Consider the following 22,740-nt stretch of genomic DNA (forward strand, 5'->3'; position numbering starts at 1 on the left):
CCCGCGAAGCGTCCGGTAACGATGATGCGGCATGCTGCGTACCCGATATTGCGCCGTCAGGCGCGCTTCCACACTGCTCCGAGAGGACCTTGCATTTGAATACCGCAGCACGTGCGCTGCTCGCTGTCAGCGCCGCCTTCTTCCTGAGTTCGGCCCAGGCCGAACTGCCTGACCCTGCCGGCTTCGGCCGCGCGATCGAACTGGGCGACATCCGTTCCGCCCGCCGCTGGCTGGACGAGGGCATGCCGCCCGATTTCGAAGCCGACGTGACCGGCAGCGGCCTGATGATCGCTGCCGGCGAAGGCAATATCCCGCTGATGCAGCTGTTCATCGAGCGCGGCGCCAACATCAACTACGTGAGCCGCATCGGCGAACAGGCGATTGCGCTGGCCGCCTGGAAAGGACACCAGAAGGCGGTCGAGTGGCTGATCGAACAGGGGGCGTCGCTGGACCCGCCGGACCGGACCTGGAGCGCGCTGCATTACGCGGCCTTCGCCGGCAAGCCTCGCATCGTCGATCTGCTGGTCGCACGCGGTGCGAAGATCGACGCCCGCGCGCCCAATCTGGCCACGCCGCTGATGATGGCGGTGCGTGAAGGGAACGAAGGCATCGCGAAGACGCTGGTCGATGCCGGTGCCAGCACCACTGCGGTGTCTGACCGCGGCGAAAACGCGCTGGCCTGGGCGCTGCGCTACAACCGGCTGAAGATGGCCACGCTGGTGGCGCCGCCGGAAAACGTGGCGGAGGCGGTCAGCGCGCCGGCGCTGCCGGCCCAGCCCGCACCGCTGCCGCCGCAGGCCTCCATCCCGGCGCCGCCCGAAGTGAGCGAACTGCTGAAGAAGCTGCGTCAGGCCGAAGCCCAGGGCAAGCCGACCGACGCGCTGCGCCGCCAGTTCATGGCGGCGGTCGAGTCGCACCGCAAGGCATCGGCCAAGCAGACGGTGAAGGCCGCGCCCTCGGCGCTGGTCATTTCCGCGAAACGTGGAAGCAGTGGCGGCAGCAAGGCCGGCGGCGAACGCGCCGAACTGGTGGCCGGCGGCGCTACGCCGGCTGCTCAGACCCTGGCCGCCGACGCCGGTGCGATCGACATCCTGCGCGCCCTGCAGGAGGCGCAGGCCAAGGGCCAGCCGACCGAAGAGCTGCGCCGTCGCTTCAGGGCCGCGGTGGATCAGATGCGGCAGTCAGGGCGGTGACCGCCGCGTGATGTGACAGGAACACCCGGCCGCCCAGATGGGCCAGCAGGTCGGTGCGTTCCAGCCTGTCCATCACCGGCCCCTTCACTTCCGACAGGTGCAGCAGCACGCCCATGTCGGCCAGCCGGTGCGCCACGCTTTCCAGCATTTCCAGCGCACTGGCGTCGATGTCATTGACCGCCGAGCACAGCAGCACCACGTGATGCACTGCCGGCTGTGCAGCCACCAGCGCCAGGATGCGGTCTTCCACCTGGCGGGCGTTCATGAAGTTCAGGCCTTCGTCGACGCGCAGGCCGATCAGCGACGGATCGGTGTCCACCGCGTGCCGTTCGACATTGCGGTAGTGCTCGGTGCCCGGCACCCGGCCGACCACCGCCATGTGCGGCCGGCTGGCGTGCCACAGCAGCGTAAGCAGCGACAGCGCCACGCCGGCGCCGACGCCGCTCTCGACCCCGGCGAACAGCGTGACCCCAAGCGTGGTCACCAGCGCTGCGCAGTCGGCCGGTGAGCTGCGCCAGGTGCGGCGCAGCGTCGTGGTGTCGATCAGCGAACTGACCGCCACCACGATGGTGGCCGCCAGCGTGGCCTGCGGCAGGTGGCGCAGCAGCGGTGTCAGCGTGAGCGTGGCCAGCGCGATGCCGGCCGCGGTATAGGCACCGGCCGCCGGGGTGGCCGCACCGGCTTCGAAATTGACCACCGAACGCGCGAAACCGCCGGTCACCGGATAGCCGCCGGTCACCGCCGCGGCCACATTGGCCGCCCCCAGCCCGACCAGTTCGCGGTCCGGCTCGATGCGCAGCCGCCGCTTGGCGGCAAAGGTCTGCGCCACCGACACCGATTCGACGAAGCCGATCACGCTGATCAGCAGCGCCGGCAGTGCCAGCCGGGCGAGCAGCTCCGGGTCGGCCGAAGGCAGCGTGAGCGGCGGCAGGCCGGCCGGAATGAGGCCTACGGTGCGCACGCCGGCCGCTTCCAGACCGACGGCCCAGCTCAGCAGCGTGCTGGCGAGCACGGCCAGCACCGGCGCGGCGCGGGTCCAGATGTCGGCGGCGCGCGGCGACAGGCCGGCGCGCATCAGCAGCGGCCGCAGCCGGCTGCGTGCGAGCAGGAGCAGCACGGTCACGCCCAGCCCGAGCGCGGCGGTCGGACCGTGGAGGTCGGAGATGTGCGCCGCCAGACTGCCCAGCAGCGCGGGCAGCGTGTCGCCGCTGCCGGCAATGCCCAGCAGGTGCTTCACCTGGCTCAGCGCGATCAGCAGCGACGAGGCGGTGACGAAGCCGGACACCACCGGGTGGCTCAGGAAGCTGGCCAGGAATCCGAGGCGCAGCGCGCCCATCAGCACCAGCATCAGGCCGGACAGGAAGGCCAGCGTCAGCGCCGCCTGCAGTCGCAGCGCCGGGTCGACCAGGCCGAGGCTGCCGACCGCCGCGGCGGTCATCAGCGACACGATGGCCACCGGGCCGACCGACAGCGCGTGGCTGCTGCCGAACAGTGCGTAGGCGCACAGCGGCGCGATGCTGGCGTACAGCCCGACCTGCGGCGGCAGGCCGGCGAGCTGGGCGTAGGCCAGGCTCTGCGGAATCAGCATCAGCGTGACGATGGCCGCTGCCAGCAGGTCGGCCGACAGCGTGCTGCGGTCGTAGCGCGGCGCCCAGGCGAGCAGCGGCAGCCAGCGGGCGAGGCGCGAGGTGGAGCCGGTCAGCATCGGGTCAGAATCGGTGACGTTCAGAGGGCATCGAGCGGAATCTTCAGGTAGCGCACGCCGTTGTCTTCGGCTGGCGGCAGGTGGCCGGCCCGCATATTGACCTGAACCGACGGCAGCATGAGCACCGGCGTGTCCAGCGTGGCATCGCGTGCGGTGCGCATGGCGGCGAAATCCTCTTCCGACACGCCTTCGTGCACATGGATGTTGTGCGCACGCTGGTCGGCCACCGTGCTTTCCCAGCACGGTGCGCGGCCGCCGGGCGAATAGTCGTGGCAGAGCAGCAGACGGGTGTCCGGCGGCAGCGCGAGCAGGCGCTGCACCGAGCGGTACAGCGTGCGCGCGTCACCGCCCGGGAAATCGCAGCGGGCGCTGCCGTAGTCCGGCATGAACAGGGTGTCGCCGACGAATACCGCGTCGCCGATGCGGTAGCTCATGCAGGCCGGCGTGTGGCCGGGGGTGTGCAGCGCCTCGGCCTGCAGGTTGCCGATGGTGAAGTGTTCGCCATCGCGGAACAGGTGGTCGAACTGGCTGCCGTCGCGCGCGAAGTCGCGGCCGGCGTTGAACAGCCGGCCGAACACCGCCTGCACGGTGGCGATGTGCTCGCCTATGCCCAGCCGGCCGCCGAACTGCTGCTGCAGCCAGGGCGCGGCCGACAGGTGGTCGGCATGGACATGGGTTTCCAGTATCCACTCGACCCGGGCATCGAGCGCGCGGATGCGCGCCGCGATGCGCTCGGCCGAGGCGGTCGAGGTGCGGCCGGATTTCGGATCGAAATCGAGCACGCTGTCGATCACCGCGCAGGCGCGGCTGTCCGGGTCGAGCACCAGATGGCTCACCGTGCTGGTGGCCGGGTCGAAGAAGGATTCGATCTGCAGGGTCGGCATGGGCATGGTGTCCGGTGTGTTTCCTTAAGCGGGATCAAGCCCGGCGTGGCGGTGTCCGTTATAGTGATCCGAACGCTGCCGCCCTTCGGTAACCTTCGTCACCGAAGGATCGTATCCGGTGCGGCGAGGCCCAAAACCTGCCTGACCAGCGCACCGCCGGACCCACCCGGCGGCCACGATGATGACAATGCCCACGCCGCCCTCGCCGGAAGATGACCTCGCGCGCCTGCGCCAACGTCTTGCCATGCGTGTGCTGGTCTGGCTGACCGGCTGCGCGCTGGTCACCGGTTGGCTGCTGCACCGCGCCCACACCGACTATCTGGTGGACATGCAGGCCCGCACCGCGCTGCGCCTGGGCAGTCTGAACGAAACCCTGTCCACCACCTTCCGCCAGCTGGCGGCGCTGCCGGTCACCCTGTCGCGCCAGAGCACGCTGCAGCAGTATCTGGAGCGTCATGCCGACGATCCGGCCGGCGCGTTTCCGGGCCGTTCCGTGCGCGACGATCTGCTGGCCCGGCGCGACGTACTCGGCCTGAGCAGTCTGTTCAATGCCGTGGCCCACGATTTCAGCGTGTCCCTCATCTTCCTGATCGACGGTCGCGGCCTGGCCATCGCCGACAGCAGTTTCCACCAGGCCAGCGCCATTCTGGGTACCGATTTCTCGGATCGCGCCTATGTGCGCGAGGCGGTCGAGACCGGTGCGTCGCAGCAGTACCTGATGGGGCGGGTGACCAACCGGCCGGGCTTTTTCTTCGCGGCCCGGGTCGATGTGACCGGCCGGGCTCCCGGCGTGATCGCGATCAAGCAGGAAGCCGATGCAATGAAGCACCTGTTCGGCGGTTACGACCAGTTCGCGCTGGTGACCGACAGCAACGGCGTGGTGGTGCTGGGTTCGCCGGCCGGCGTGGTCCTGAAGCGCTTCGTGCCGGCGGTGACCACCTCGGTGCCCGAAGACAGGCTGCGCGCGCTGTACAAGACCTCGCCGCCCTTCCTGCCCTGGCAGAACGACGAGACGCACATGTCAGACGGCACGACCCTGCATTTCCAGGTGATAGACGGCATGCGCCACATGGTGATCGGCCGGCCGATGGATGGCGCGCCCTACACCGTGTGGGTGCTGCTGCCGATGCGCGACGAGGCGCCGATCTGGCAGCGCCATGTGGGCGGCGGCATCGTCGTGGCACTGCTCGGTCTGGCCCTGCTGGCGCTGTGGCAACGGCGCGAACGGCAGAGTCTGGAGGCTCAGCGCGCCCGCAGCGAACTGCTGGATCTGGCCAATGCGCTGCCGCTGACCGTGTTCCGGTATCACAAGCCGCTTGGCCGCCTGGGCCGCTTTGCCTTCCTCGGTCACGGAGTGGAGCAGCTTTTCGGCGTGTCGGCGGACGAACTGGCGCGTTCGCCTGAACGGGCCTGGCAGGCGTCCGGGCTGGACGAGGACAAACCGCCGGTCGGCTTCCGCGAAGTGCAGATGGACACGCCTGCCGGCCCGCGCTGGTTCCGGCTCGACAGCGCGCCGGTGCCGGACGGCGAGGGTGGCACGCTGTACAACGGCTACTGGCTGGACATCACCGAACGCAAGCTGAACGACGCCAAGTTCCGCGCGCTGTTCGAACATTCCTTCGACAGCTACATGTTCGTCAGCGACGACGGCGGCGTGCTCAGCTGCAATCCGGCCACGCTGCAGATGTTCGGCGCGGCATCGGAGCGGGCGTTGCAGCATCTGCTGCCGTGGCGGCCGCCGATGTCGCCGGCGCTGCAGCCCGGTGGCGAGGACAGTGAGGCGGCGGCTCAGCGGCTGCTGGCACGGGCGCGTGACGAGGGCCGGGCGCAGACGCGCGAATGGCAGTTCCTGCGCGCCGACAGCCAGGTCTTCACGGTCGAGCTGGCGGTGATTCCGATCACCCAGGGCGGGCGCCAGCTCTACTGCCTGCTGGCGCACGACGTGACCGTGCGCAAGGACGCCGAGGCGGCGCTTGAGCGTGCGCGCGACGCGGCCGAGGCGGCAGCCCGGCTCAAGTCCAGCTTCCTGGCCAACATGTCGCATGAAATCCGCACGCCGATGAATGCCATTCTCGGCATGACTCATCTGGCACTGCGCGACGACATGCCGCCGCGCCAGCGCAATTACGTCGAGAAGGCGCACCGCGCGGCGCGTGGCCTGCTGTCCATCCTGAACGATGTTCTCGATCTGTCGAAGATCGAATCCGGCCGGCTGGACATCGAGCGCATCGATTTCCGGCTGGACGCGGTGATCGACCACCTGGTCGACGTGATCGGCGTGAAGGCGGAGGAAAAGAACCTCGAACTGCTGTTCAGCGCCGACGCCGGCATACCCACCGCGTTGATCGGCGATCCGGTGCGGCTGGGCCAGGTACTGATCAACCTGGGCAGCAACGCGATCAAGTTCACCGAGCGCGGCGACGTGACCATAGGCGTGGCGCTGCAGTCATGCGACGAAAGCACGGTCGAACTGCATTTCACGGTCAGCGATTCCGGCATCGGCATGGAAGAGGCGCAGATTGCCCGCCTGTTCAAGCCCTTCACCCAGGCCGACAGTTCGATTACCCGCCGCTACGGTGGTACTGGGCTGGGGCTCACCATTTCCCGCCAGCTGGTGGAACTGATGGGGGGCCGCATCTGGGTGGACAGCGCGCCCGGCCGTGGCTCCACCTTCCATTTCACCGCCTGCTTCGGTCTGCAGCAGAGTGCCGCACCGTCGCGGCCGGCGCTGGCCGGCGAAGCGAGCGGCACCCGGGTGCTGGTGGTGGATGACCATGCCGGTGCGCGCGAGGTACTGGCCACGCTGTGCCGCGGCATGGGGCTGGACACCGACGTCGCCGGCAGTGCCGACGAGGCGCTGGAAAGGCTGGAGCACGACGGCGCGCGCTACGGCCTGCTGCTGATCGACTGGAAGATGCCCGGCATGGACGGCGTGCAGCTGGCGGAGGAGATACGGTGCCGCTGGCCGCGCCGCGGCGTGCGTCTCATCCTGGTCACCGCGCTGGGGCGAGACGATGTCGCCACCCAGTCGGCCGGCCGGCAGTTCGAGGCGGTGCTGCACAAGCCGGTCACGCCGTCCTCGCTGCTGGATGCCGTGTCGCAGGCTTACGGCCGGCGTCAGGACAGCGCGCGCCATCCGGGTGCCGACAACGGTGCGGAGGCCGCCGCCGGGCTGGCCGGCGCCCGGGTGCTGCTGGTCGAGGACAACGAACTGAACCAGGAACTGGCGGTGGATCTGCTGGAAGGCGCCGGCATCGAGGTGAAGGTGGTCGGCGACGGCCGGCAGGCGCTGGACCTGCTGGCCGGCGATGGCCGCTTCGACGCGGTGCTGATGGACTGCCAGATGCCGGTCATCGACGGCTATACCGCCACCCGCGAACTGCGCGCGCTGCCCGGACTGGAGGCGCTGCCGGTGATCGCGATGACCGCCAGCGTGCTGGAAACCGACCGCGAGCGCATGCGTGCCTGCGGCATGAACGACTGCATCCCGAAGCCGCTGGACGTGCCGCAGATGTTCGCCACGCTGGCTCGCTGGCTGCAGCCGCGCGGCAGTGCGGCGCCGCTGCCCGAGGCCGCGCCGGCCGGCGACGCGGAGGTGCCGCCGCTGCCCGGGCTGGATACCGCCGCCGGCCTGTCGCACTGCATGGGCAAGACACCGCTCTACCGGCGGGTACTGCACGGTTTCGTGCGCAGCCAGCGCGACTTCGTCGAACAGTTCGATCTGGCGCGGGCGATGGACGACGCCGCGATGCAGGGCCGGCTGGTGCATACGCTGCGCGGCCTGGCCGGCACCATCGGTGCGGATGCGCTGCACCGCATGGCTTCCAGGCTGGAAGATCGGGTCAGTGCCGCCGCACCGGCGGCAGAGGTGACTGATGCGCTGAGCGCGACCGGGCGCGAACTGAACGCGCTGCTCGACGCCCTGCAGGCGCACGCCTGGCTGGCCGACCCGGCCGGTGAAGAGCGCGACCCGCCTGACCGGGCATCCCTGGTCGAGCCGCTGTCGCTGCTGCAGAGCCTGATCGCGGACAGCGACGCCGAAGCGCGACCGCTGGCGGCGGACCTGATGCGCACGCTGTCGGGCACCCCGCTGGAATCGCTGGCCACCTCGCTGCACGAGGCGCTCAAGCGCTACGACTTCGAACGCGCCGCCAGCTGGCTGGAAGCGCTGCGCGAGCGCGCCGGCACGCCGCGCTGAGCTGTCTTCAGTCGGTCGCGCCGGTTGCCGCCTCCGCCAAGGGCCCGGACGACGGGCGGGCGGCCTCCGGCGGCACATCGACATCGGTCATCGGGCCGTGGGTATCGGCATAGGTGTCGTGGATGCGCAGCATGTCCGGCAATGCGCGGTGGAAAGCCTCGACCAGCCGTGGATCGAAGTGCGTACCGGTGCTGCGCGCCATCACCTGCAGCGTGTCCTCCACCGCCATCGCGTCCTTGTACGGGCGCTTGTTCATCAGCGCGTCGAACACGTCGGCGATGGCCACGATACGGCCGAACAGCGGAATGGCCTCGCCGATCAGCCCGTGCGGATAGCCGCTGCCATCGAAACGTTCGTGGTGGGTGAGCGCGATGGTGCGTGCGGTGTCCAGCAGCTCGTCATCGTGCCGGCCAATGATTTCGGCGCCGATTTCCGGGTGCCGGCGCATGACGGCCCATTCCGCGGTGCTGAGCGGCCCCGGTTTCAGCAGCACCGCGTCCGGAATACCGATCTTGCCGATGTCGTGCATGGACGCGGTGTTGAACAGCAGTTCTGCGGCCGCCTGTTCCAGCCCGCTGGCCTCGCCGATCAGCCGCGCGTAGTAGCTCATGCGGATGACGTGATTGCCGGTTTCGTTGTCGCGGAACTCGGCGGCGCGACCCAGCCGGCGGATGATCTGCTGGCGCGATGCGAGCAGCTCCGCGGTGCGTTCGCGTACCCGCTCTTCCAGCGCGCGGGTCTGGTCGTACAGCGCCAGATGCGTGCGCACCCGGGCGCACACGATGGGCGGGCTGATCGGCTTGGTGATGTAGTCCACCGCGCCGACTTCCAGCCCGAGGCGCTCGTCCTCGATCGAAGTCATGGCGGTGACGAAGATGACCGGAATGCCGCGGCGGTCCGGGTTGGCCTTGATGCGGCGGCACACGTCGTAGCCATTCATGCCCGGCATCATGACGTCGAGCAGGATGAGGTCCGGCGGGTCGTCCGAATTGATGATGGCCAGCGCCTTCTCGCCATTGGTGGCCACCTTGACCCGGTAGTCCTGATGCAGCAGACCGCTGAGCAGGTCGATGTTCTCCGGCGTGTCGTCGGCCACCAGCACCGTCTGCCTCGGGGGCCGCGGCGCGGCGGGTTCCGCTTGATTCAGCACGGGGTCTCCTGTGGGTAAGGACCGGGGCGTGCCGCGCCTCACCCGGCGCGGGATATTTTACCACGACGTGGACGCCGCTGTGCAGCAAGCGTTCCGCATACGGCTGCGCGCACCGTCCGCGAAGTTTTCAACGGACGAAAAAAAACGGCGGACAAGCCGCCGTTTCTTTCTATACGCGCCGACTCAGCGGTTGGCAACATACATGGTGATTTCGAAGCCGAAACGCAGGTCGGTGGCCTTCGGGGTTTCCCAGCTCATATCTCTCTCCTGAATGTTGTGTTTCTGACAGAGCAGCGCGACTGCGCTGCCTGGATGAAAGTATGGGAAGGGTGACCGCTGCCGGCTTCGTGCCACTGCTGAAAAGCGGGTCATGAAAATCATGACCCGGCGCCGCTTACTCCTTCGGTGCGGTCTTGGGCTGGATGATGGCGCGCACCCGCTTCGACTGGTCGCCGGCCGACGGCACCGATTTCGCGTCGGAGGAATTGGTCACCGTGTAGTTCTCGGTCAGCGAGTTGTATTCGATGTACTGGCCGCGCACCTCGTCGCCACCGCTCTTCACGTGCGAACGCACGAAGAAGCGGGTGATTTCGGTCTTGGCGTCGTGCTCGATGCGCTCGGCCTCGCCTTCCATCCACTCGTTGATGCCCTCGCGCTTCTGGCGGAAGCGTGCCAGGCCGCCTTCGCCGCCGGTGGCCACGCCCTTCTGGTAGCCGGTCGCGTCCTGGGTCACCACCACCTTGTTCGCCTTGATCGTGAGCGTGCCCTGGGTGAACACCACATTGCCCTCGAACACGTGGGTACGGGTGCGGTCATCGACCGTCACCTTGTCGGCTTCGAGGTTGACCGGTTTTTCGCGGTCGGCGCGCTCGGCCAGCGCCGGCAGCGGGAGGGCGGCGGCGGCCAGAAGGTGCAGGGCGCAGAGGCCCTTCAGTGCGGTGCGCGGGGTCATGGGCGGCGGCTTCTTTCGATGGTGGCTTTGACGCGCGATTCGAGCACGTAGGTCTGTTTGACGCGGTCGGCGAACAGGCCGACGCCGTTCGCCACCGATTTTCCGTGGGTCATCTTCACCGGCTGGTCGGTCTTCGCGATCTCGTCATCCGGGTAGACATAGAGCAGCGTGGTGTCCAGCGTCATTTCCGGGTTGGACGGGCCGGCCTCGCGCCGCACCCGCACATTGTCGCGCAGGATGGCTTCCTTGCCGTCCTTGGTCAGCAGCGCGCGGTCTGCGGTGATCCGGGTCGGTGACACCTTGCCGCGATACACCAGATTGGGGGCGTCCAGCTCGGTGCTGTCGTCGTCCGGAAAGTGGCGCAGCTGCGTGCCGTTCAGCGTGTGCTGCACTTCGCCCTTCTCGTCGAAGCGGCGCAGCGTGAAGTTGTCGACGATCACGTCCGGGTCGTGCCTGAGCTTGCCGGACGACGGTCTGTCTTCCACCCGCGTGGCGCGCTCCAGCCATACGGTCAGGCCGGCCAGCAGGATGAGGATGAGCAGCGGCAGCGCCTGCTGCACATGACGCTGGAGGTTCAACGCAGGCAGTCCTGCAGCAGGTCGTCGAGCGCGCCGCGGGCGTCGAGCAGGTACTCGCACACCTCGCGCACCGCGCCGCGGCCGCCGTCGGCTTCGGCCACCCAGGCGACGTGCTGGCGCACGAAGAAGTGGGCGTTGGCGGGCGCGGCCGAGAAGCCGCAGGCGCGCAGCACCTGCAGGTCGACGATGTCGTCGCCCATGTAGCCGCATTCGTCCATGTCCAGCCCGCGGGCCGTGGCCAGCTCGCGCATCGCCTCGCGCTTGTTCTCGACGCCGAGCAGCGCGGTGGTGATGCCGAGGTTGGCGGCACGGTGGCGCACCGCCGGCGACGAGCGGCCGGAAATGATGACCACCTCGACACCGGCGCCGGCCAGCATCTTCAGGCCGTGGCCGTCCAGCGTATTGAAGCCCTTGAGCGAATCGCCCTCGGGCCCGAACCAGATGGTGCCGTCAGTCATCACGCCGTCGACGTCGAATCCCATCAGGCGCACCCTGCGGGCGGCCTCCAGTACCGTGCTTTCGCTCATATCACCTTGGCCTGCATCAGGTCGTGCATGGTCAGCGCGCCGGCCAGCGCGCCGTGTTCGTCGGTCACCAGCAGCTGGCTGACGCGCTGGGTTTCCATCAGGTCGGCCGCCTCGGCGGCCAGCCTGTGGGCCGGTATCGATTTCGGATGGCGGCTCATCACGTCGGCCACCGGCACCGCGCGCACGTCGCCCAGCCGGTCGATCGCGCGGCGCAGGTCACCGTCGGTGAACACGCCGGCCACCGCGCCGTTCGCGTCGAGCACCACGGTCATGCCCATGCCGCCGCGGGTGACCTGCAGCAGCGCTTCGGTCACGGTGGAGGCGGTGGTCACGGTGGGCACCGCGTCGCGGGCGCGCATCACGTCGCGCACATGGGTGAGCAGGCGGCGGCCGAGCGCGCCGCCCGGGTGGCTGCGCGCGAAGTCGTCTTCGCGGAAGCCGCGCGCTTCCAGCAGCGCCACGGCCAGCGCGTCGCCCAGCGCGAGCGCGCAGGTGGTGCTGGCGGTCGGCGCGAGATTGAGCGAACAGGCCTCGAACTCGACACCGGCGTCCAGATGCACGTCGGCCAGCGTGGCCAGCGTGGAGGCCGGCTTGCCGGTCATCGCGATGGTGCTGCCACCCTGGCGGCGCACCAGCGGCACCACCGCCAGCAGCTCGGCGGTTTCGCCGGAGTTGGACAGCGCGATCAGCACGTCGTCGCGGTGGATCATGCCGAGATCGCCGTGCAGCGCTTCAGCCGCGTGGACGAAATAGGCCGGTGTGCCGGTGCTGGCCATGGTGGCCGCGATCTTGCGCGCGATGTGGCCGGACTTGCCCAGCCCGCTCACCACCACCCGGCCCGGGCTGTCCAGGATGAGGCGTACCGCGCGGGCGAATTCCTCGCCCAGCCGGGCCGATAGCGTGTCGAGCGCGCGTGCTTCGATGTCGAGCACGCGGCGGGCGCTGGCGAGCAGGGTGGGGCTGTCGGTCGGGGCGGCGTTTGTCATGCGCGGTACAGGGAAATCGGGATGGGTGGCAGCGTATGCGCTGTAGAGCGTGGTCGGGCGCCGTCAGTCGCCCGTACTACGGGCGCAGGGGCGATCGGTTATGATCGGCCCGGATTATAACAACCTGCTCCGACAGGCGGCCGCTCCGGGATGCGGGGCCGGACCGAACGCAAAGCCACCATGTCTGCCCTCGAGCTGGTTCTTCTTCTGCTTACCGCCTCGGTGCTGGTGGTGGGCCTGTTCCGCAGCGTCGGACTGCCCCCCATTCTCGGTTACCTGCTGGTCGGCGCGCTCGCCGGCCCGCATGCGCTGGCTTTCATCCCCGATACCGACGAGGCGCGTCATTTCGCCGAGTACGGCATCGTGTTCCTGATGTTCTCGATCGGGCTCGAATTCTCGCTGCCCAAGCTGTTTTCGATGAAGCGGCTGGTGTTCGGCCTGGGCGCGGCCCAGGTCGCCTTCACCGTGCTGGGCGTGGTCAGTTTCGCCTGGCTGTTCGGCCTCAGTTTCAAGGGTGCGGTGGCGGTGGGCGGCGCGATCGCGATGTCCTCAACCGCGGTGCTGATCAAGCTGCTGGTCGAGCGGCTGGAACTGGATTCCACCCACGGCCGGCAGGTGGTGGGCGTGCTGCTGTTCCAGGATCTGGCGGTGGTGCCCTTCCTGGTGGTCATTCCGGTGCTGGCGCTGGGTGCGGAAGAAAGCATGGAAGCGCTGGCGCTGGCCGCGGTCAAGGCGACGGTGGCGCTCACCGTCATCCTCTACCTCGGCCCGCGGATGATGCAGCGCTGGTTCCACATCGTGGCCATGCGCAAGTCGCCCGAACTGTTCATGCTCAACGTGCTGCTGGTGACGCTGGGCATGGCGTTCGCGACCGAACTGGCCGGCCTGTCGCTGGCGCTGGGCGCCTTCCTCGCCGGCATGCTCATTTCGGAAACCCAGTACCGCTATCAGGTGGAAGAGGACATCAAGCCCTTCCGCGACGTGCTGCTCGGGCTGTTCTTCGTCACCATCGGCATGAAGCTGGATCTGACGCTGGTGTTTTCCGACCTGTTTTTCGTGCTGGCGACGGTGCTGTTCATCCTGATCGGCAAGTTCGTGGTGGCGGCCGGCGCGTCGCGGCTGTTCGGCTCGTCGCCCGGCAATGCGCTGCGCGTGGGTCTGTGGCTGTGCGCCGGTGGCGAATTCGGTTTCGTGCTGATGGCGCTGGCCGATGCCGCCAACCTGATCCCGGACCGCATCCTGCAGATCGTGCTGGCCGCGCTGCTGCTCACCCTGCTCACCGCGCCCATCATCGCCCACTACGCCGACCGCATCGTGCTGCGGCTGGTGCCGTCGGAATGGCTGCTGCGCTCGATGCAGCTCACCTCCATCGCCGCCCAGACCCTGGCCACCGACAGCCACGCCATCGTGTGCGGCTACGGCCGCAACGGCCAGTACCTCGGCCGCTTTCTGGAGAACGAGGGCATCACCTTCATCGCGCTGGATCTCGACCCGGAACGGGTGCGCGAGGCGGCGGCGGCCGGCGAAACCGTGGTGTTCGGCGACGCCGGCAAGCGTGAAACGCTGATCGCCGCCGGCATTGCGCGCGCGTCCATCGTGGTGGTCACCTTTGTCGATACCGACGCGGCGATGCGGGTGATCCACCTCGCCAACGACCTGCGGCCGGACGTGCCGGTGGTGGTGCGCACCTTCGATGAGCGCGACTACGACAAGCTGTCGACCGCGGGTGCCACCGAGGTGGTGCCGGAATCGCTGGAATCGTCGCTGATGCTGGCCACCCACGCGCTGGTGCTGCTGGGTGTGCCGCTGAACCGGGTGCTCAAGCGCATTCGCCAGCTGCGCGGCGACCGTTACCACCTGCTGCGCGGTCTCTACCGCGGCGCCGAGCATCTGGCGGAAGAGGCGGTCAGCGAGGCGCAGCACAAGCGGCTGCATTCGGTCACGCTGGCACCCGGCGCCTGGGCCATCGGCCACCGCATCGACGAATTCCGTTTCGAGGACGTGCGGGTCGAGGTGAGCGCGATCCGCCGGCGCGGCATCCGTGCGCTGGAGCCCAGTTCCGATCTGGCTTTTGAAAGCGGTGACGTGGTGGTGCTGCTGGGCGAGCCGGCCGAACTGGCGAAGGCGGAGTCGCGGCTGCTGAAGGGCGAAGCCGGGCTGCTGAAGCGGCCGAGCGTGCGGGAAGAGAAGCGGGGGTAGGACGAAACGAGGCGGGAAGGGGCGGGGAGGACCGGCCGGGCGTGCTGCGTTCCCGGCCGGGCGTCAGGCGTCGATCAGAAGGCGACGCAGACCGTGTAGAGGCGGCCTTCGGCTTCCAGTGCCGGCGTGATTTCGACCGCGGTGCCGGTGGCGGCACCGGCGCCATCGGTCTGCGACATCGCGCGCACGTTGCCGGTGTTGGTGGCGCCGTCGTCCATGGTTGAATCGACCTGGCGTGCAAGACGGGCGGAAATGCCGTCGGAACAGATGAAGAAGGCGCCGGTCATCGGCAACGCGGCCGACGGGTTGGATGTGGCCGAGCTTGTGGCCGGCGTGATCGGTGCTGCGCCGGTGATGCCGATGCGGCCGTTGTCGGCATTTTTCGGATAGTAAGGGCTGGCGGCGCCGGTATCGCTGATGTCGCTGGTGCCGGTCAGCAGATTGGCCATGCGCAGGTGCTGCCACACCAGGAAGGCTTCATCGGTCGCGGTGGTCGAATTCCAGCTGCCGCCGATGCGACCGTTGCCGCGCGCCTCGGTGTTCGGACTGCTGGCATTGGCGCCGCCCACGTGCTGGCCGGCGGCCGGGTCGTCACCGGGCATGAAGCGGAAGCGGTCCTGGTAGGCGTAGATCGCGGTCGAAATGGTGCGGAAGTCGTTCACCAGGCTTTTCGCCTTCGCGCTGTTGATCAGTTCCTGACCCTTGAGCACGCCGCCGAGCAGCAGACCGATAATGACCAATACGATGGCGATTTCGACCAGTGTGAAACCTTGTTGCGTGGATTTCATGAAGTGTCTCCTTGCGAGGAATCCTGCATGTTCCGTGCCTGTTCCGGGCAGATTTGGCCGGCAGTGCGCATCATGCTGAATCCGAAACGATTTTTTTCGATGCCTGTTTCAAAGGGCGCGTATGACCTTGGTCATACGTTCAAATCACGGCCCGAATCACTGTCCAGCTGTGACCGTTTTTCGACAGATTCGTCACGATCCGGTCATCGGCATGGCGCCCCGCTGCGGGTGAGGGCCGGCGCGTGAACCGGCCGGACACCTCCGCCCATATCGCCCGGCTGCTGACCTGGCTGTCCGCCGTCCGGCCCTGGCTGCTGCTGTGCGTGCTGGCCAGCCTGCACGCGCTGCTCTGGGTGGGCGAGGACGTGAGCTACGGCCGTGTGCTGCTGCTGGTCCATGTCGGACTGCTGCTGATGTGGCAGCCGCTGGTCGGCGTGCACAGCCGCGTCGAAGCGCGCGGGCTGGCGGCACTGGCGGTCGTGGTGCTGGCGCTGGTGGTGTTCTACGGGCCGCGCGTGCTCAGTCTGTGGATGCTGCTGCTGGCCGGCCTGATCGGCGGCAAGGTGTTCTATTCGACCTCGCGCGGGCCGCGGGTGTACTACCTGGGCGCGCTGGCCTATCTGATCACCGCGCTGTTTACCGTGGCCTTGCCGCGCGCTCTGCCGCCCGGCCTGTCGGTGCCGGCCGGCATCGCCCCGCTCGGCCTGTGGCTGTCGCCGCTGGCGCTCACCGTGATGCTGGGCGTGTCCGGCCACGAACGCGCTGACCGCGACCGCGACGTACTCGACTTCGTGTCCGGCCTCTTCGTCCTGCTGCTGCTGGCGGTGCTGGCGCTGGGCACGCTGGCTGCGATGCTGCTGTCCGGTGTCGATTACCTGCGGGCGCTGCTCGGCACGCTGGGCGTGCTGGCCGCGATGCTGCTGCTGCTGAGCTGGGCGTGGAATCCGCGCGGCGGATTCGGCGGGCTGGGCGTGGCCTTCACCCGCTATGTGCTGTCGCTGGCGCTGCCCTACGAGCGCTGGCTGGAAAGCCTGGCCGCGCTGTCCGAGCGCGACGGCCGGCCGGAGGATTTCGTCGCCCGTGCCGCCAACCGTCTGCTGGCGCTGCCGCTGGTGGCGGGCGGTGAATGGCGTACCCGAGGCGGCGACGGTCCGGCGCACGAAGGCCGCTTCGGCGGGCGCGGCGCGCAGCGCTACGATTTCGAGCATCCGCTGCTTGAACTGGCGCTGTACACCGAACGCCCGCTGTCAGGCGGGCTGGTGTGGCACTTCAACCTGCTGGTGCAGCTGCTCGGTCAGTTCTATCAGGCGCGGCTGCGCGCCGAGGAACTGCGACGGCTGAGCTATCTGTCGGCCATTCACGACACCGGCGCCCGCCTCACCCACGATGTGAAGAACCTGCTGCAGTCGCTGAACACGCTGTGCTACGCGCTGCAGGAAGCCGACGGCCCGGACGACGCGGCGCGCGCCAACGCGCTGCTGGCCCGCCAGCTGCCGGTCATCACCGCGCGGCTGGAAGCGACGCTGGACAAGCTGCGCCGGCCCACGCCAGCCGACGGCGAATGGATGCCGGCCCCCGAATGGCTGCTTGCCATGTCTGCCCGCTTCGCCGGACAGCGCGTGGCGGTGGAGGGGGCGACCGACCCCGACCAGTGGCTGCCCGGGGCCCTCTATACGGCGGTTGCGGAAAACCTGATCGCCAACGCGCTGCAGAAGCGGCTGGCCGAACCGGGCATCGTCATCGTGCTGCGTCTGGGCGGCGAGCGACTGTCGGTCGAGGACGACGGCAGCGCCATCCGGCCGGAGGTCGAAGCCGGCCTGCTGCGCGAACCGGTCGCCTCCGCCAACGGTCTGGGCGTCGGCCTCTATCAGTCCGCCCGCCTGGCCGAAGCGGCCGGCTACGCGCTGACGCTGGAACTGAACCGCGAGGGCTGCGTGCGCTTTGCGCTGGCGCCGAGGCCCAGGGACTTCTCGACCGAGCCCTGATCGCGCGGAATCATTCGTCCATCGGCCAGGCCGGGTTCCACGCCACTTCCCACAGATGGCCGTCCGGGTCGGCAAAGCAGCCGGCGTAGCCGCCCCAGAAGGTGTCCGCGGCGGGTTTCACCACCCGGGCACCGGCGGCAGACGCCTGCGTCATCACCGCGTCCACCGCCGGCTTTGAACCGACGTTGTGCGCCAGCGAAAAGCCGGTCGGGTCCGGCGCGCCCGGCGTGATACCGGTCTCATGCCCGAGGCTGGCTCGCGGCCACAGCGCCAGCCTCAGCCCCGGCTGCAGTTCGAAGAAGGCGACCGCACCGTGCTCGAATTCGCGGCCGACGATGCCTTCGGTCGGCCAGCCCAGCCCGTCACGGTAGAAGGCCAGCGCTCGCTCCAGGTCGTCCACGCCCAGCGTGATGAGCGAAACGCAGGGCTTCACCGCTACAGCGCCTGTCCGTCGTAATGCCGCACCGGCAGCGCGTCGATGTCCACGCCGTCGAGGCAGCGCACATTGATCGCGGCCATTTCGGCGCCGTTGGGCAGACGGCCTTCACCGAAGGGGTGGATGCCGCACACCGGGCAGAAGTGGTGGCGGATCACGTGCTTGTTGAAGGTGTAGGTCGCCATGTCGGCGGCTGGCGTCTTCAGCCTGAGCGCGTCGCGCGGCACGAACCACATGAGCGTGCCCTTGCGCCGGCAGATCGAACAGTTGCAGGCGGTCAGCGCGTCGGGTGCGCCCTCGACCTCGAAGGCGATGCGGCCGCAGTGGCAGCTTCCGGTGGATGTCATCGTGTGTTCCTCCTGTTGGGTCGCGCCTCAGCGCGCGTTGCGGCGGGCGCCCAGCGCCTGCGCCAGCCCTTCGTACTGCGCAGCCAGCATCACCATCCACTCGCCTTCGTAGCGGCGCAGCGACAGCACTTCCAGCTTGGTGAAGGTGACGCCTTCGGTGGCTACGGTCACGCGGGCCAGTACATGCACCGTTTCGCCTTCGGCCACCGTGCCCAGCACCTCGATGCGCTCGAACTGCACGTTGGCGGGCATGCGCTGTTCGAGCGAACGGAAGAAGTTGTTCATGAACACGTAGGGGTCAGCGGCCTGCACCTCGCCCAGCGTGGCGTCCTGCCCGAAGGTCATGTGCAGCAGCTCGACCTGGCCGGCACGCGCCTCTTCCACGTAGAAGGGCAGCATCATGGCCTTGAAGCGCGAGCGCTCGACCGGATGGGTGTAGGGCGCGATCGCGCCGAAGCCCATCAGCTTCAGCGCATTGAAATAGTCGCGGGTCAGTTCCTCGGGGCTGGCGCCGGGCGAGGCGGCACAGGCGCGGCCGGCCAGCAGCGTGGCGAACAGACAGATGAACAGGAGGCGGCCGGCCAGGCGGAGCGTGTACATGGAGGTGTCCGTAATCCGCCGCAAGGCGGAGAAGCCTGGAGTGTAGCCGTCCCGCATGTCATGCGGCGGCCCGGCTGTACCGTCCAGTGCGCCCGGTCCGCGCGCTCAGTCGGGCGGTGCGGCGCTCAGGTCCATGTAGGACAGCTCCCAGATGTGGCCGTCCGGGTCTTCGAAGCCGTGGCCGTACATGAAGCCGTAGTCCTGCGGCGGACGCGGCACCGCGCCGCCGGCCGCCCGGGCTTTCGCCACCATCTCGTCCACCGCCTCGCGGCTGTCGCGCGACAGGCAGAGCAGCACTTCGGTGGTTTTCGTCGCGTCGGCGATCGGCTTGCCGGTGAAGCCGGCGAAAAAGGGCTCGGTCAGCAGCATCAGATAGATGGTGTCAGACACCACCATGCAGATCGCGTCGTCGTTCGAGAACTGCGGGTTCAGCGTGAAGCCGAGCGCGCTGAAGAAGGCCTTCGAGCGCGCGAGCTCCTTCACCGGCAGGTTGATGTAGATCTGCTGCGGCATGACAGGTCTCCTACGAGGGGCGGCAGGACATCCGCCGCGCTGTGTGAACGACGAAGCAGCCGGCGGTGGATCGACAGCGCGGTCAGGACGCCGCCAGCCGGCAGTAGCAGTAGATGAATTTCTGCACCGAGCCGAAGGGCGTGCGGTGGTCGGTGCGTGCCTGCTTCAGCAGTGCGAAACCGGCGCCGAACTGATCGTGCAGTGCGTCCGGCGAATAGCGCATGACCGGCAGGCCGCTGCACTGGGTGGGCCCGTCCTCGGCGAAGGTGGCGACGATGACATGGCCACCCGGCTTCACCGAGTGCCGCACCTGCGCCACATAGGCCTGACGGCTTGCCTCGTCGGTCAGGAAATGGAACACCGCCCGGTCGTGCCAGAGGCCATAGTGAGCGGCGGGCAGGGCGGCCTGCAGCAGGTCGCCTTCCATCCAGCACACCGACTGCCCGCGCTCACCCAGCCGCTCGCGAGTGGTGGCCAGCGCGCCGGCAGACAGGTCCAGCACCGTGAGGTCGCGGTAGCCTTCGGCCAGCAGATCATCCACCAGCGTCGAGGCGCCGCCGCCCACGTCGATCAGTGCGCCATTGCGCGGCAGACCGGTGGCGCGGATGAGCTGCATCGACTGTTCGGCGTGTTCCTGATACCAGCTCACACCGGTAGACGACTTGCTGCTGTAGACCTGTTCCCAGTGTTCCTTTGATTGCATGGCGTACGGCCTGATCGTGAGTGGGCTGATCCGGAAGGCGGTGTCTGCGCGTAGTCCTTGCAAGACCGGCGCGCAGGCGAAGCGGCCCTAGAAGGTCGCCGCCAGCACGGCTGCCCGCGCCGCCGCCTCGGCGCGTGAGCCGGCGTCCACTTCGGGGCCGTACAGCGTCTTCTGCACGATGACGTGTTCGACCTCGGTGATCCCGATCATGCGCAGCCACAGGTCGAGATACTGCCGCTGCAGGTCCCACTCCGACGACTTCAGCGCGTCCGGCGCGTCGCCCACCTCAACACCGCGCGCCAGCACCAGCACCGCCTTGCAGTGGCCGAGCGTGCCGAGCTGGCCGCGTTCGTCGAAGGTGAACAGCAGGTCTTTCTGCGACACCACGTCGATCAGCTGCTTCAGCTTGTACGGAATCGAGTAGTTCCACATCGGCGCGCTGATCAGCAGCCGGTCCGCCTTCTGGATGCGCGCCGCCAGCGCGCGGATCTGCGCCCACGCTGTCGCTTGCGCGTCGGTCAGCGGCGTGCCGGCGAGGCCGGCGTACTTCGCGTCCAGCGCGGCGCCGTCGAATTCAGGCAAGGGCTCGGACCATACGTCCAGCACATCCACCGTGCCGTTCGGATGCGCCGCCTGCCAGGCGTCGATGAAGGCGTGCGCAACCTCGATCGAGGCCGAGCGCTGCTTGCGGGGAGAGGATTCGATGTGGAGGAGGTGGGGCATGGGGGCTCCGGGCAGGGTGGCCAATGGTCGCGGAACCCGAGTGTAGCTGTTCAATGACGGACGGTGCCTGGCGTGCATCGGGCGCACGCCCGGCAGGGCTAGATGCGGCGCCTGCGTGAGGCGAGACGCGCGGCGAGCACCATCAGGCCCGCAGTGCTAAGTACGATTGGCGCCGGCTCCGGAACAGGCGCTGCCGCGATCAGGTAACCGGCCGTCAGCCTTCGTGATTGGCCCGGAGCAATGTCTTCACTTGCTGCCGTCCAGCACGATTCGTTCATGCAGAAGCTCTCGGCGCCGACTGGAAACCACTGTTCGGCGATGGTCCCCGGCGACGCGTTGAAGTGAACGTAGATTTCCATCCGGAACCAGCCCGCGTTGGTGAAATCCGGCCCGGTGCTGTCGCTGAAAGCCAGGGTTCCGGTGGACGCACTCATGCCCCAGGTGCCTGCCGTGGACACATAGTGACGTCCGGCCTGTGTCGGGCCATCGGTCGTACGGATGTCTATGTCGTGAAAGGTTTCCGTGTCGCTGTCGTAGGTAAACGACCCATAGGCGGTGGCCGCGTCACTGAACCGGAAATCCACGAGTTCCCACCTGACCGGCGCTGCGCTCGCGCTGGATGAGGCCAGTAACAGGAGCGCGGCATAGAGGGTTTTTTTCATTCCCAATCCTTTCTGGGGCGTGACGGGAGAGTGCTGGCGTCCGAACATCAAGGCGCGGTGTAACGGATCAGGGCTTGCGGATTCATTCATCCGCGCAAAGATCGTTCGGTGGGTATGCCGCATGAATCGCGCCGCATGATCGGATATCGACGCGGCTGCCGCCATCAGCCGTTTGTCCGAGCAGCCATGCTCAAGGCATCCGTGCAGCGATGATTCAGCGCGGGTATCCGGATGACCTCCGGGACTGCCCGGAAGCCCGGCCCGCGCTTCCTTTACGTAAAGGGATGGGCGCCGTCTGCTGGCCCGGTCGGTCGTACTCCGTACGCATGAACCGGAAGCTCCCGGCGCTGAACTTACGGCGGCCTATTCCGCCAGCGGCTCGAACAGCGCCGCCAGATCGTTCTCGCTGAATTTTTCTAGCGCCGCTTCGTCGTTTCCGAGGGGACTTGCGGCTAGGGCGGCTCTCATTTTCTGCAAAACGACGCTCTCAAAGCTGCTGGCGACGATAGCTTTAGATACGAACACAGGCGTGCCCTAGCCAATTCTTTGGTGGCTGCCGCCGGCCTGGTTTCTCTACGCTGCCCGCTCGTGATGGCCCGTCGAGTTACCTGCCTCAAGGCAGGATGTAGCGGACCTTTCCGATGATGTGGTCGGCCGGTACAAAACCCCACACCCGGCTGTCGGCGCTCTGGTCGCGGTTATCGCCCATCACGAAGTAGTGGGCGGGCGGCACCTCGCAGGTCACGCCGTCCGCTTCATAGATACATCTGTCGCGATGCGGAAAGCTGATGGCCATTGAGGACAGGTTGAGACCTTCCTTCTGTCGGATGATCGAGTACTCGATATCGCCCTGTGATTCCACGAAAGCATGCAGCCGTTCCGAGGTCTTCGGATCGATGAAATCGGCTGTCTGGCGCGATGCAACCGGAACGTCGTTCACGACCAGACGGCCGTCCTTGTAGGTCACCCTGTCGCCCGGGAGGCCGATAAGTCGCTTCGCGAATGGCACGGATCTGTCTGCCGGATATTCGAAGACGATGATGTCGCCGCGAACGAGCGGAGAAGTGATCGGTGACCGGTGAAAGTGGATGCCGTAGGCGCTGTAGTTTCCGTAGCCCCATTTCTGGGTAATCAGCAGGGCTCCGGGCGGGATGGTGGGGCGCATCGCCAACGATGGGAATCTATGAGGTTCTCCGATGAACGCCCGAACTGTGGTGAGCACCAGTAACAGCGCCGCTGCTGCGCCCAGCAGGCCGTACCAGCGGCTGTAGGCTGGGCGGCGTTTTTCGCCCGGATACGTCCTCGCGAGGTGATAGGCGTGTACCGCGCAGGTGAGAAGAATAGCGAGCTGGATCGCAGCGGCCACGTTCCGGCCGTCCGGGTCGCCAAGATGGATTTCGCCCAACACGCCCACTGTCAGCGGGAGCAGTAAATAGAAAAGCGCCCATCCGGGCCGCGCGACATAGAGCATGGCCGCCAGTTGCAGGAAGACAGCCAGCAGCACAGCGACCCAGCGATTCGGTTTGGCGTTCATCGGTTCGATGTCTTGTTTGTTGGAATATGTGCCTGGAATCGGCTTGTCAATCAGACCGTATGTCGCCAGCCCGGGTC

The 22,740-nt window shown here is 67.8% G+C and carries 21 protein-coding genes; 4 read left to right on the plus strand and 17 right to left on the minus strand.

Features of this window, described 5'->3' with window-relative positions; all coding sequences use genetic code 11:
• The first annotated feature begins 95 nt into the window (after nt 1-95).
• Nucleotides 96-1,193, plus strand: a complete 1,098-nt coding sequence (locus tag METUNV2_RS0104545) for an ankyrin repeat domain-containing protein (protein ID WP_018228312.1) — start codon at nt 96-98, stop codon at nt 1,191-1,193.
• On the opposite strand, the gene METUNV2_RS0104550 is transcribed toward METUNV2_RS0104545, so the two are convergent.
• Together METUNV2_RS0104550 and METUNV2_RS0104555 are read right to left on the minus strand one after the other, a co-directional pair.
• Nucleotides 1,153-2,898, minus strand: coding sequence for a SulP family inorganic anion transporter (locus METUNV2_RS0104550; RefSeq protein ID WP_018228313.1), 1,746 nt, complete (start codon nt 2,896-2,898; stop codon nt 1,153-1,155). The two genes, METUNV2_RS0104545 and METUNV2_RS0104550, sit on opposite strands and share 41 nt — an antisense overlap.
• A 20-nt stretch (nt 2,899-2,918) precedes the next feature.
• Nucleotides 2,919-3,788, minus strand: a complete 870-nt coding sequence (locus METUNV2_RS0104555) for an MBL fold metallo-hydrolase (RefSeq protein ID WP_018228314.1) — start codon at nt 3,786-3,788, stop codon at nt 2,919-2,921.
• A 181-nt stretch (nt 3,789-3,969) separates the two neighbouring features.
• On the opposite strand from METUNV2_RS0104555, the gene METUNV2_RS0104560 reads away from it, so the two are divergent.
• Entirely contained in the window at nt 3,970-7,980 is a 4,011-nt protein-coding gene (locus METUNV2_RS0104560) for a response regulator (protein WP_026187866.1), read from the plus strand.
• 7 nt (nt 7,981-7,987) lie between these two features.
• Here the strand turns inward: METUNV2_RS0104560 and METUNV2_RS0104565 are convergent, their stop codons facing one another.
• The 6 genes from METUNV2_RS0104565 to METUNV2_RS0104590 form a co-directional block, all read right to left on the minus strand.
• Nucleotides 7,988-9,130: a response regulator gene (locus tag METUNV2_RS0104565; protein WP_018228316.1), complete on the minus strand. Its 1,143-nt coding sequence runs from the start codon at nt 9,128-9,130 to the stop codon at nt 7,988-7,990.
• A gap of 183 nt (nt 9,131-9,313) precedes the next feature.
• The gene (gene pqqA, locus METUNV2_RS19475) at nt 9,314-9,388 is read right to left on the minus strand and encodes a pyrroloquinoline quinone precursor peptide PqqA (RefSeq protein WP_008060142.1); all 75 of its coding nucleotides are present in this window, start codon (nt 9,386-9,388) and stop codon (nt 9,314-9,316) included.
• Nucleotides 9,389-9,524: 136 nt separating this feature from the next.
• Nucleotides 9,525-10,082: a lipopolysaccharide transport periplasmic protein LptA gene (gene lptA / locus METUNV2_RS0104575; RefSeq protein ID WP_008057735.1), complete on the minus strand. Its 558-nt coding sequence runs from the start codon at nt 10,080-10,082 to the stop codon at nt 9,525-9,527.
• Nucleotides 10,079-10,660 (minus strand): LPS export ABC transporter periplasmic protein LptC, encoded by a 582-nt coding sequence (gene lptC, locus METUNV2_RS0104580; protein ID WP_018228318.1) that lies wholly within the window; start codon nt 10,658-10,660, stop codon nt 10,079-10,081. Before lptC ends, lptA begins: the two co-directional genes overlap by 4 nt.
• Entirely contained in the window at nt 10,657-11,187 is a 531-nt protein-coding gene (locus METUNV2_RS0104585; protein ID WP_018228319.1) for a KdsC family phosphatase, read from the minus strand. The genes lptC and METUNV2_RS0104585 overlap by 4 nt, the downstream gene beginning before the upstream one ends.
• Nucleotides 11,184-12,173: a KpsF/GutQ family sugar-phosphate isomerase gene (locus METUNV2_RS0104590; protein WP_018228320.1), complete on the minus strand. Its 990-nt coding sequence runs from the start codon at nt 12,171-12,173 to the stop codon at nt 11,184-11,186. Before METUNV2_RS0104590 ends, METUNV2_RS0104585 begins: the two co-directional genes overlap by 4 nt.
• Before the next feature lie 180 nt (nt 12,174-12,353).
• Between METUNV2_RS0104590 and METUNV2_RS0104595 the strand changes: the two genes are divergently transcribed.
• Entirely contained in the window at nt 12,354-14,372 is a 2,019-nt protein-coding gene (locus METUNV2_RS0104595; protein ID WP_036271282.1) for a monovalent cation:proton antiporter family protein, read from the plus strand.
• Nucleotides 14,373-14,446: 74 nt separating this feature from the next.
• On the opposite strand, the gene METUNV2_RS0104600 is transcribed toward METUNV2_RS0104595, so the two are convergent.
• Nucleotides 14,447-15,160: a prepilin-type N-terminal cleavage/methylation domain-containing protein gene (locus tag METUNV2_RS0104600; RefSeq protein WP_018228322.1), complete on the minus strand. Its 714-nt coding sequence runs from the start codon at nt 15,158-15,160 to the stop codon at nt 14,447-14,449.
• Between the two features lie 242 nt (nt 15,161-15,402).
• Between METUNV2_RS0104600 and METUNV2_RS0104605 the strand changes: the two genes are divergently transcribed.
• Entirely contained in the window at nt 15,403-17,145 is a 1,743-nt protein-coding gene (locus METUNV2_RS0104605) for an ATP-binding protein (protein WP_018228323.1), read from the plus strand.
• A gap of 10 nt (nt 17,146-17,155) precedes the next feature.
• On the opposite strand, the gene METUNV2_RS0104610 is transcribed toward METUNV2_RS0104605, so the two are convergent.
• From METUNV2_RS0104610 to lepB, 8 genes are all read right to left on the minus strand, one after another.
• Complete coding sequence (locus tag METUNV2_RS0104610; RefSeq protein WP_018228324.1) at nt 17,156-17,578, minus strand: VOC family protein; 423 nt, start codon at nt 17,576-17,578, stop codon at nt 17,156-17,158.
• Between the two features lie 2 nt (nt 17,579-17,580).
• The gene (locus tag METUNV2_RS0104615) at nt 17,581-17,928 is read right to left on the minus strand and encodes a GFA family protein (protein ID WP_008057758.1); all 348 of its coding nucleotides are present in this window, start codon (nt 17,926-17,928) and stop codon (nt 17,581-17,583) included.
• 27 nt (nt 17,929-17,955) lie between these two features.
• Nucleotides 17,956-18,528, minus strand: coding sequence for a hypothetical protein (locus METUNV2_RS0104620; protein ID WP_018228325.1), 573 nt, complete (start codon nt 18,526-18,528; stop codon nt 17,956-17,958).
• Nucleotides 18,529-18,633: 105 nt separating this feature from the next.
• Nucleotides 18,634-19,041 carry a VOC family protein gene (locus METUNV2_RS0104625; RefSeq protein WP_018228326.1) on the minus strand — a complete coding sequence of 136 codons (408 nt, stop codon included), beginning with the start codon at nt 19,039-19,041 and terminating at the stop codon, nt 18,634-18,636.
• Between the two features lie 82 nt (nt 19,042-19,123).
• Nucleotides 19,124-19,744 carry a class I SAM-dependent methyltransferase gene (locus tag METUNV2_RS0104630; protein ID WP_018228327.1) on the minus strand — a complete coding sequence of 207 codons (621 nt, stop codon included), beginning with the start codon at nt 19,742-19,744 and terminating at the stop codon, nt 19,124-19,126.
• 87 nt (nt 19,745-19,831) lie between these two features.
• Nucleotides 19,832-20,467: an FMN-dependent NADH-azoreductase gene (locus METUNV2_RS0104635; RefSeq protein ID WP_018228328.1), complete on the minus strand. Its 636-nt coding sequence runs from the start codon at nt 20,465-20,467 to the stop codon at nt 19,832-19,834.
• 98 nt (nt 20,468-20,565) lie between these two features.
• On the minus strand, nt 20,566-21,294 hold the full coding sequence (locus METUNV2_RS0104640) for a hypothetical protein (RefSeq protein ID WP_232415609.1): 729 nt from the start codon (nt 21,292-21,294) through the stop codon (nt 20,566-20,568).
• 448 nt (nt 21,295-21,742) lie between these two features.
• Entirely contained in the window at nt 21,743-22,663 is a 921-nt protein-coding gene (gene lepB / locus METUNV2_RS0104650; RefSeq protein WP_026187868.1) for a signal peptidase I, read from the minus strand.
• Between the last annotated feature and the right edge of the window lie 77 nt (nt 22,664-22,740).

This window comes from Methyloversatilis universalis EHg5 (genome assembly GCF_000378945.1).
GTDB classification, from domain to species: Bacteria; Pseudomonadota; Gammaproteobacteria; order Burkholderiales; family Rhodocyclaceae; genus Methyloversatilis; species Methyloversatilis universalis_A.

Coding starts and splice junctions, on each gene's coding strand:
- METUNV2_RS0104550 (WP_018228313.1), bottom strand. CDS start 2,898: ATGCTGACCGGCTCCACCTCGCGCCTCGCCCGCTGGCTGCCGCTGCTC.
- METUNV2_RS0104555 (WP_018228314.1), bottom strand. CDS start 3,788: ATGCCCATGCCGACCCTGCAGATCGAATCCTTCTTCGACCCGGCCACC.
- METUNV2_RS0104560 (WP_026187866.1), top strand. CDS start 3,970: ATGCCCACGCCGCCCTCGCCGGAAGATGACCTCGCGCGCCTGCGCCAA.
- lptA (WP_008057735.1), bottom strand. CDS start 10,082: ATGACCCCGCGCACCGCACTGAAGGGCCTCTGCGCCCTGCACCTTCTG.
- METUNV2_RS0104585 (WP_018228319.1), bottom strand. CDS start 11,187: ATGAGCGAAAGCACGGTACTGGAGGCCGCCCGCAGGGTGCGCCTGATG.
- METUNV2_RS0104590 (WP_018228320.1), bottom strand. CDS start 12,173: ATGACAAACGCCGCCCCGACCGACAGCCCCACCCTGCTCGCCAGCGCC.
- METUNV2_RS0104595 (WP_036271282.1), top strand. CDS start 12,354: ATGTCTGCCCTCGAGCTGGTTCTTCTTCTGCTTACCGCCTCGGTGCTG.
- METUNV2_RS0104600 (WP_018228322.1), bottom strand. CDS start 15,160: ATGAAATCCACGCAACAAGGTTTCACACTGGTCGAAATCGCCATCGTA.
- METUNV2_RS0104615 (WP_008057758.1), bottom strand. CDS start 17,928: ATGACATCCACCGGAAGCTGCCACTGCGGCCGCATCGCCTTCGAGGTC.
- METUNV2_RS0104620 (WP_018228325.1), bottom strand. CDS start 18,528: ATGTACACGCTCCGCCTGGCCGGCCGCCTCCTGTTCATCTGTCTGTTC.
- METUNV2_RS0104625 (WP_018228326.1), bottom strand. CDS start 19,041: ATGCCGCAGCAGATCTACATCAACCTGCCGGTGAAGGAGCTCGCGCGC.
- METUNV2_RS0104630 (WP_018228327.1), bottom strand. CDS start 19,744: ATGCAATCAAAGGAACACTGGGAACAGGTCTACAGCAGCAAGTCGTCT.
- METUNV2_RS0104635 (WP_018228328.1), bottom strand. CDS start 20,467: ATGCCCCACCTCCTCCACATCGAATCCTCTCCCCGCAAGCAGCGCTCG.
- METUNV2_RS0104640 (WP_232415609.1), bottom strand. CDS start 21,294: ATGGCGGCAGCCGCGTCGATATCCGATCATGCGGCGCGATTCATGCGG.
- lepB (WP_026187868.1), bottom strand. CDS start 22,663: ATGAACGCCAAACCGAATCGCTGGGTCGCTGTGCTGCTGGCTGTCTTC.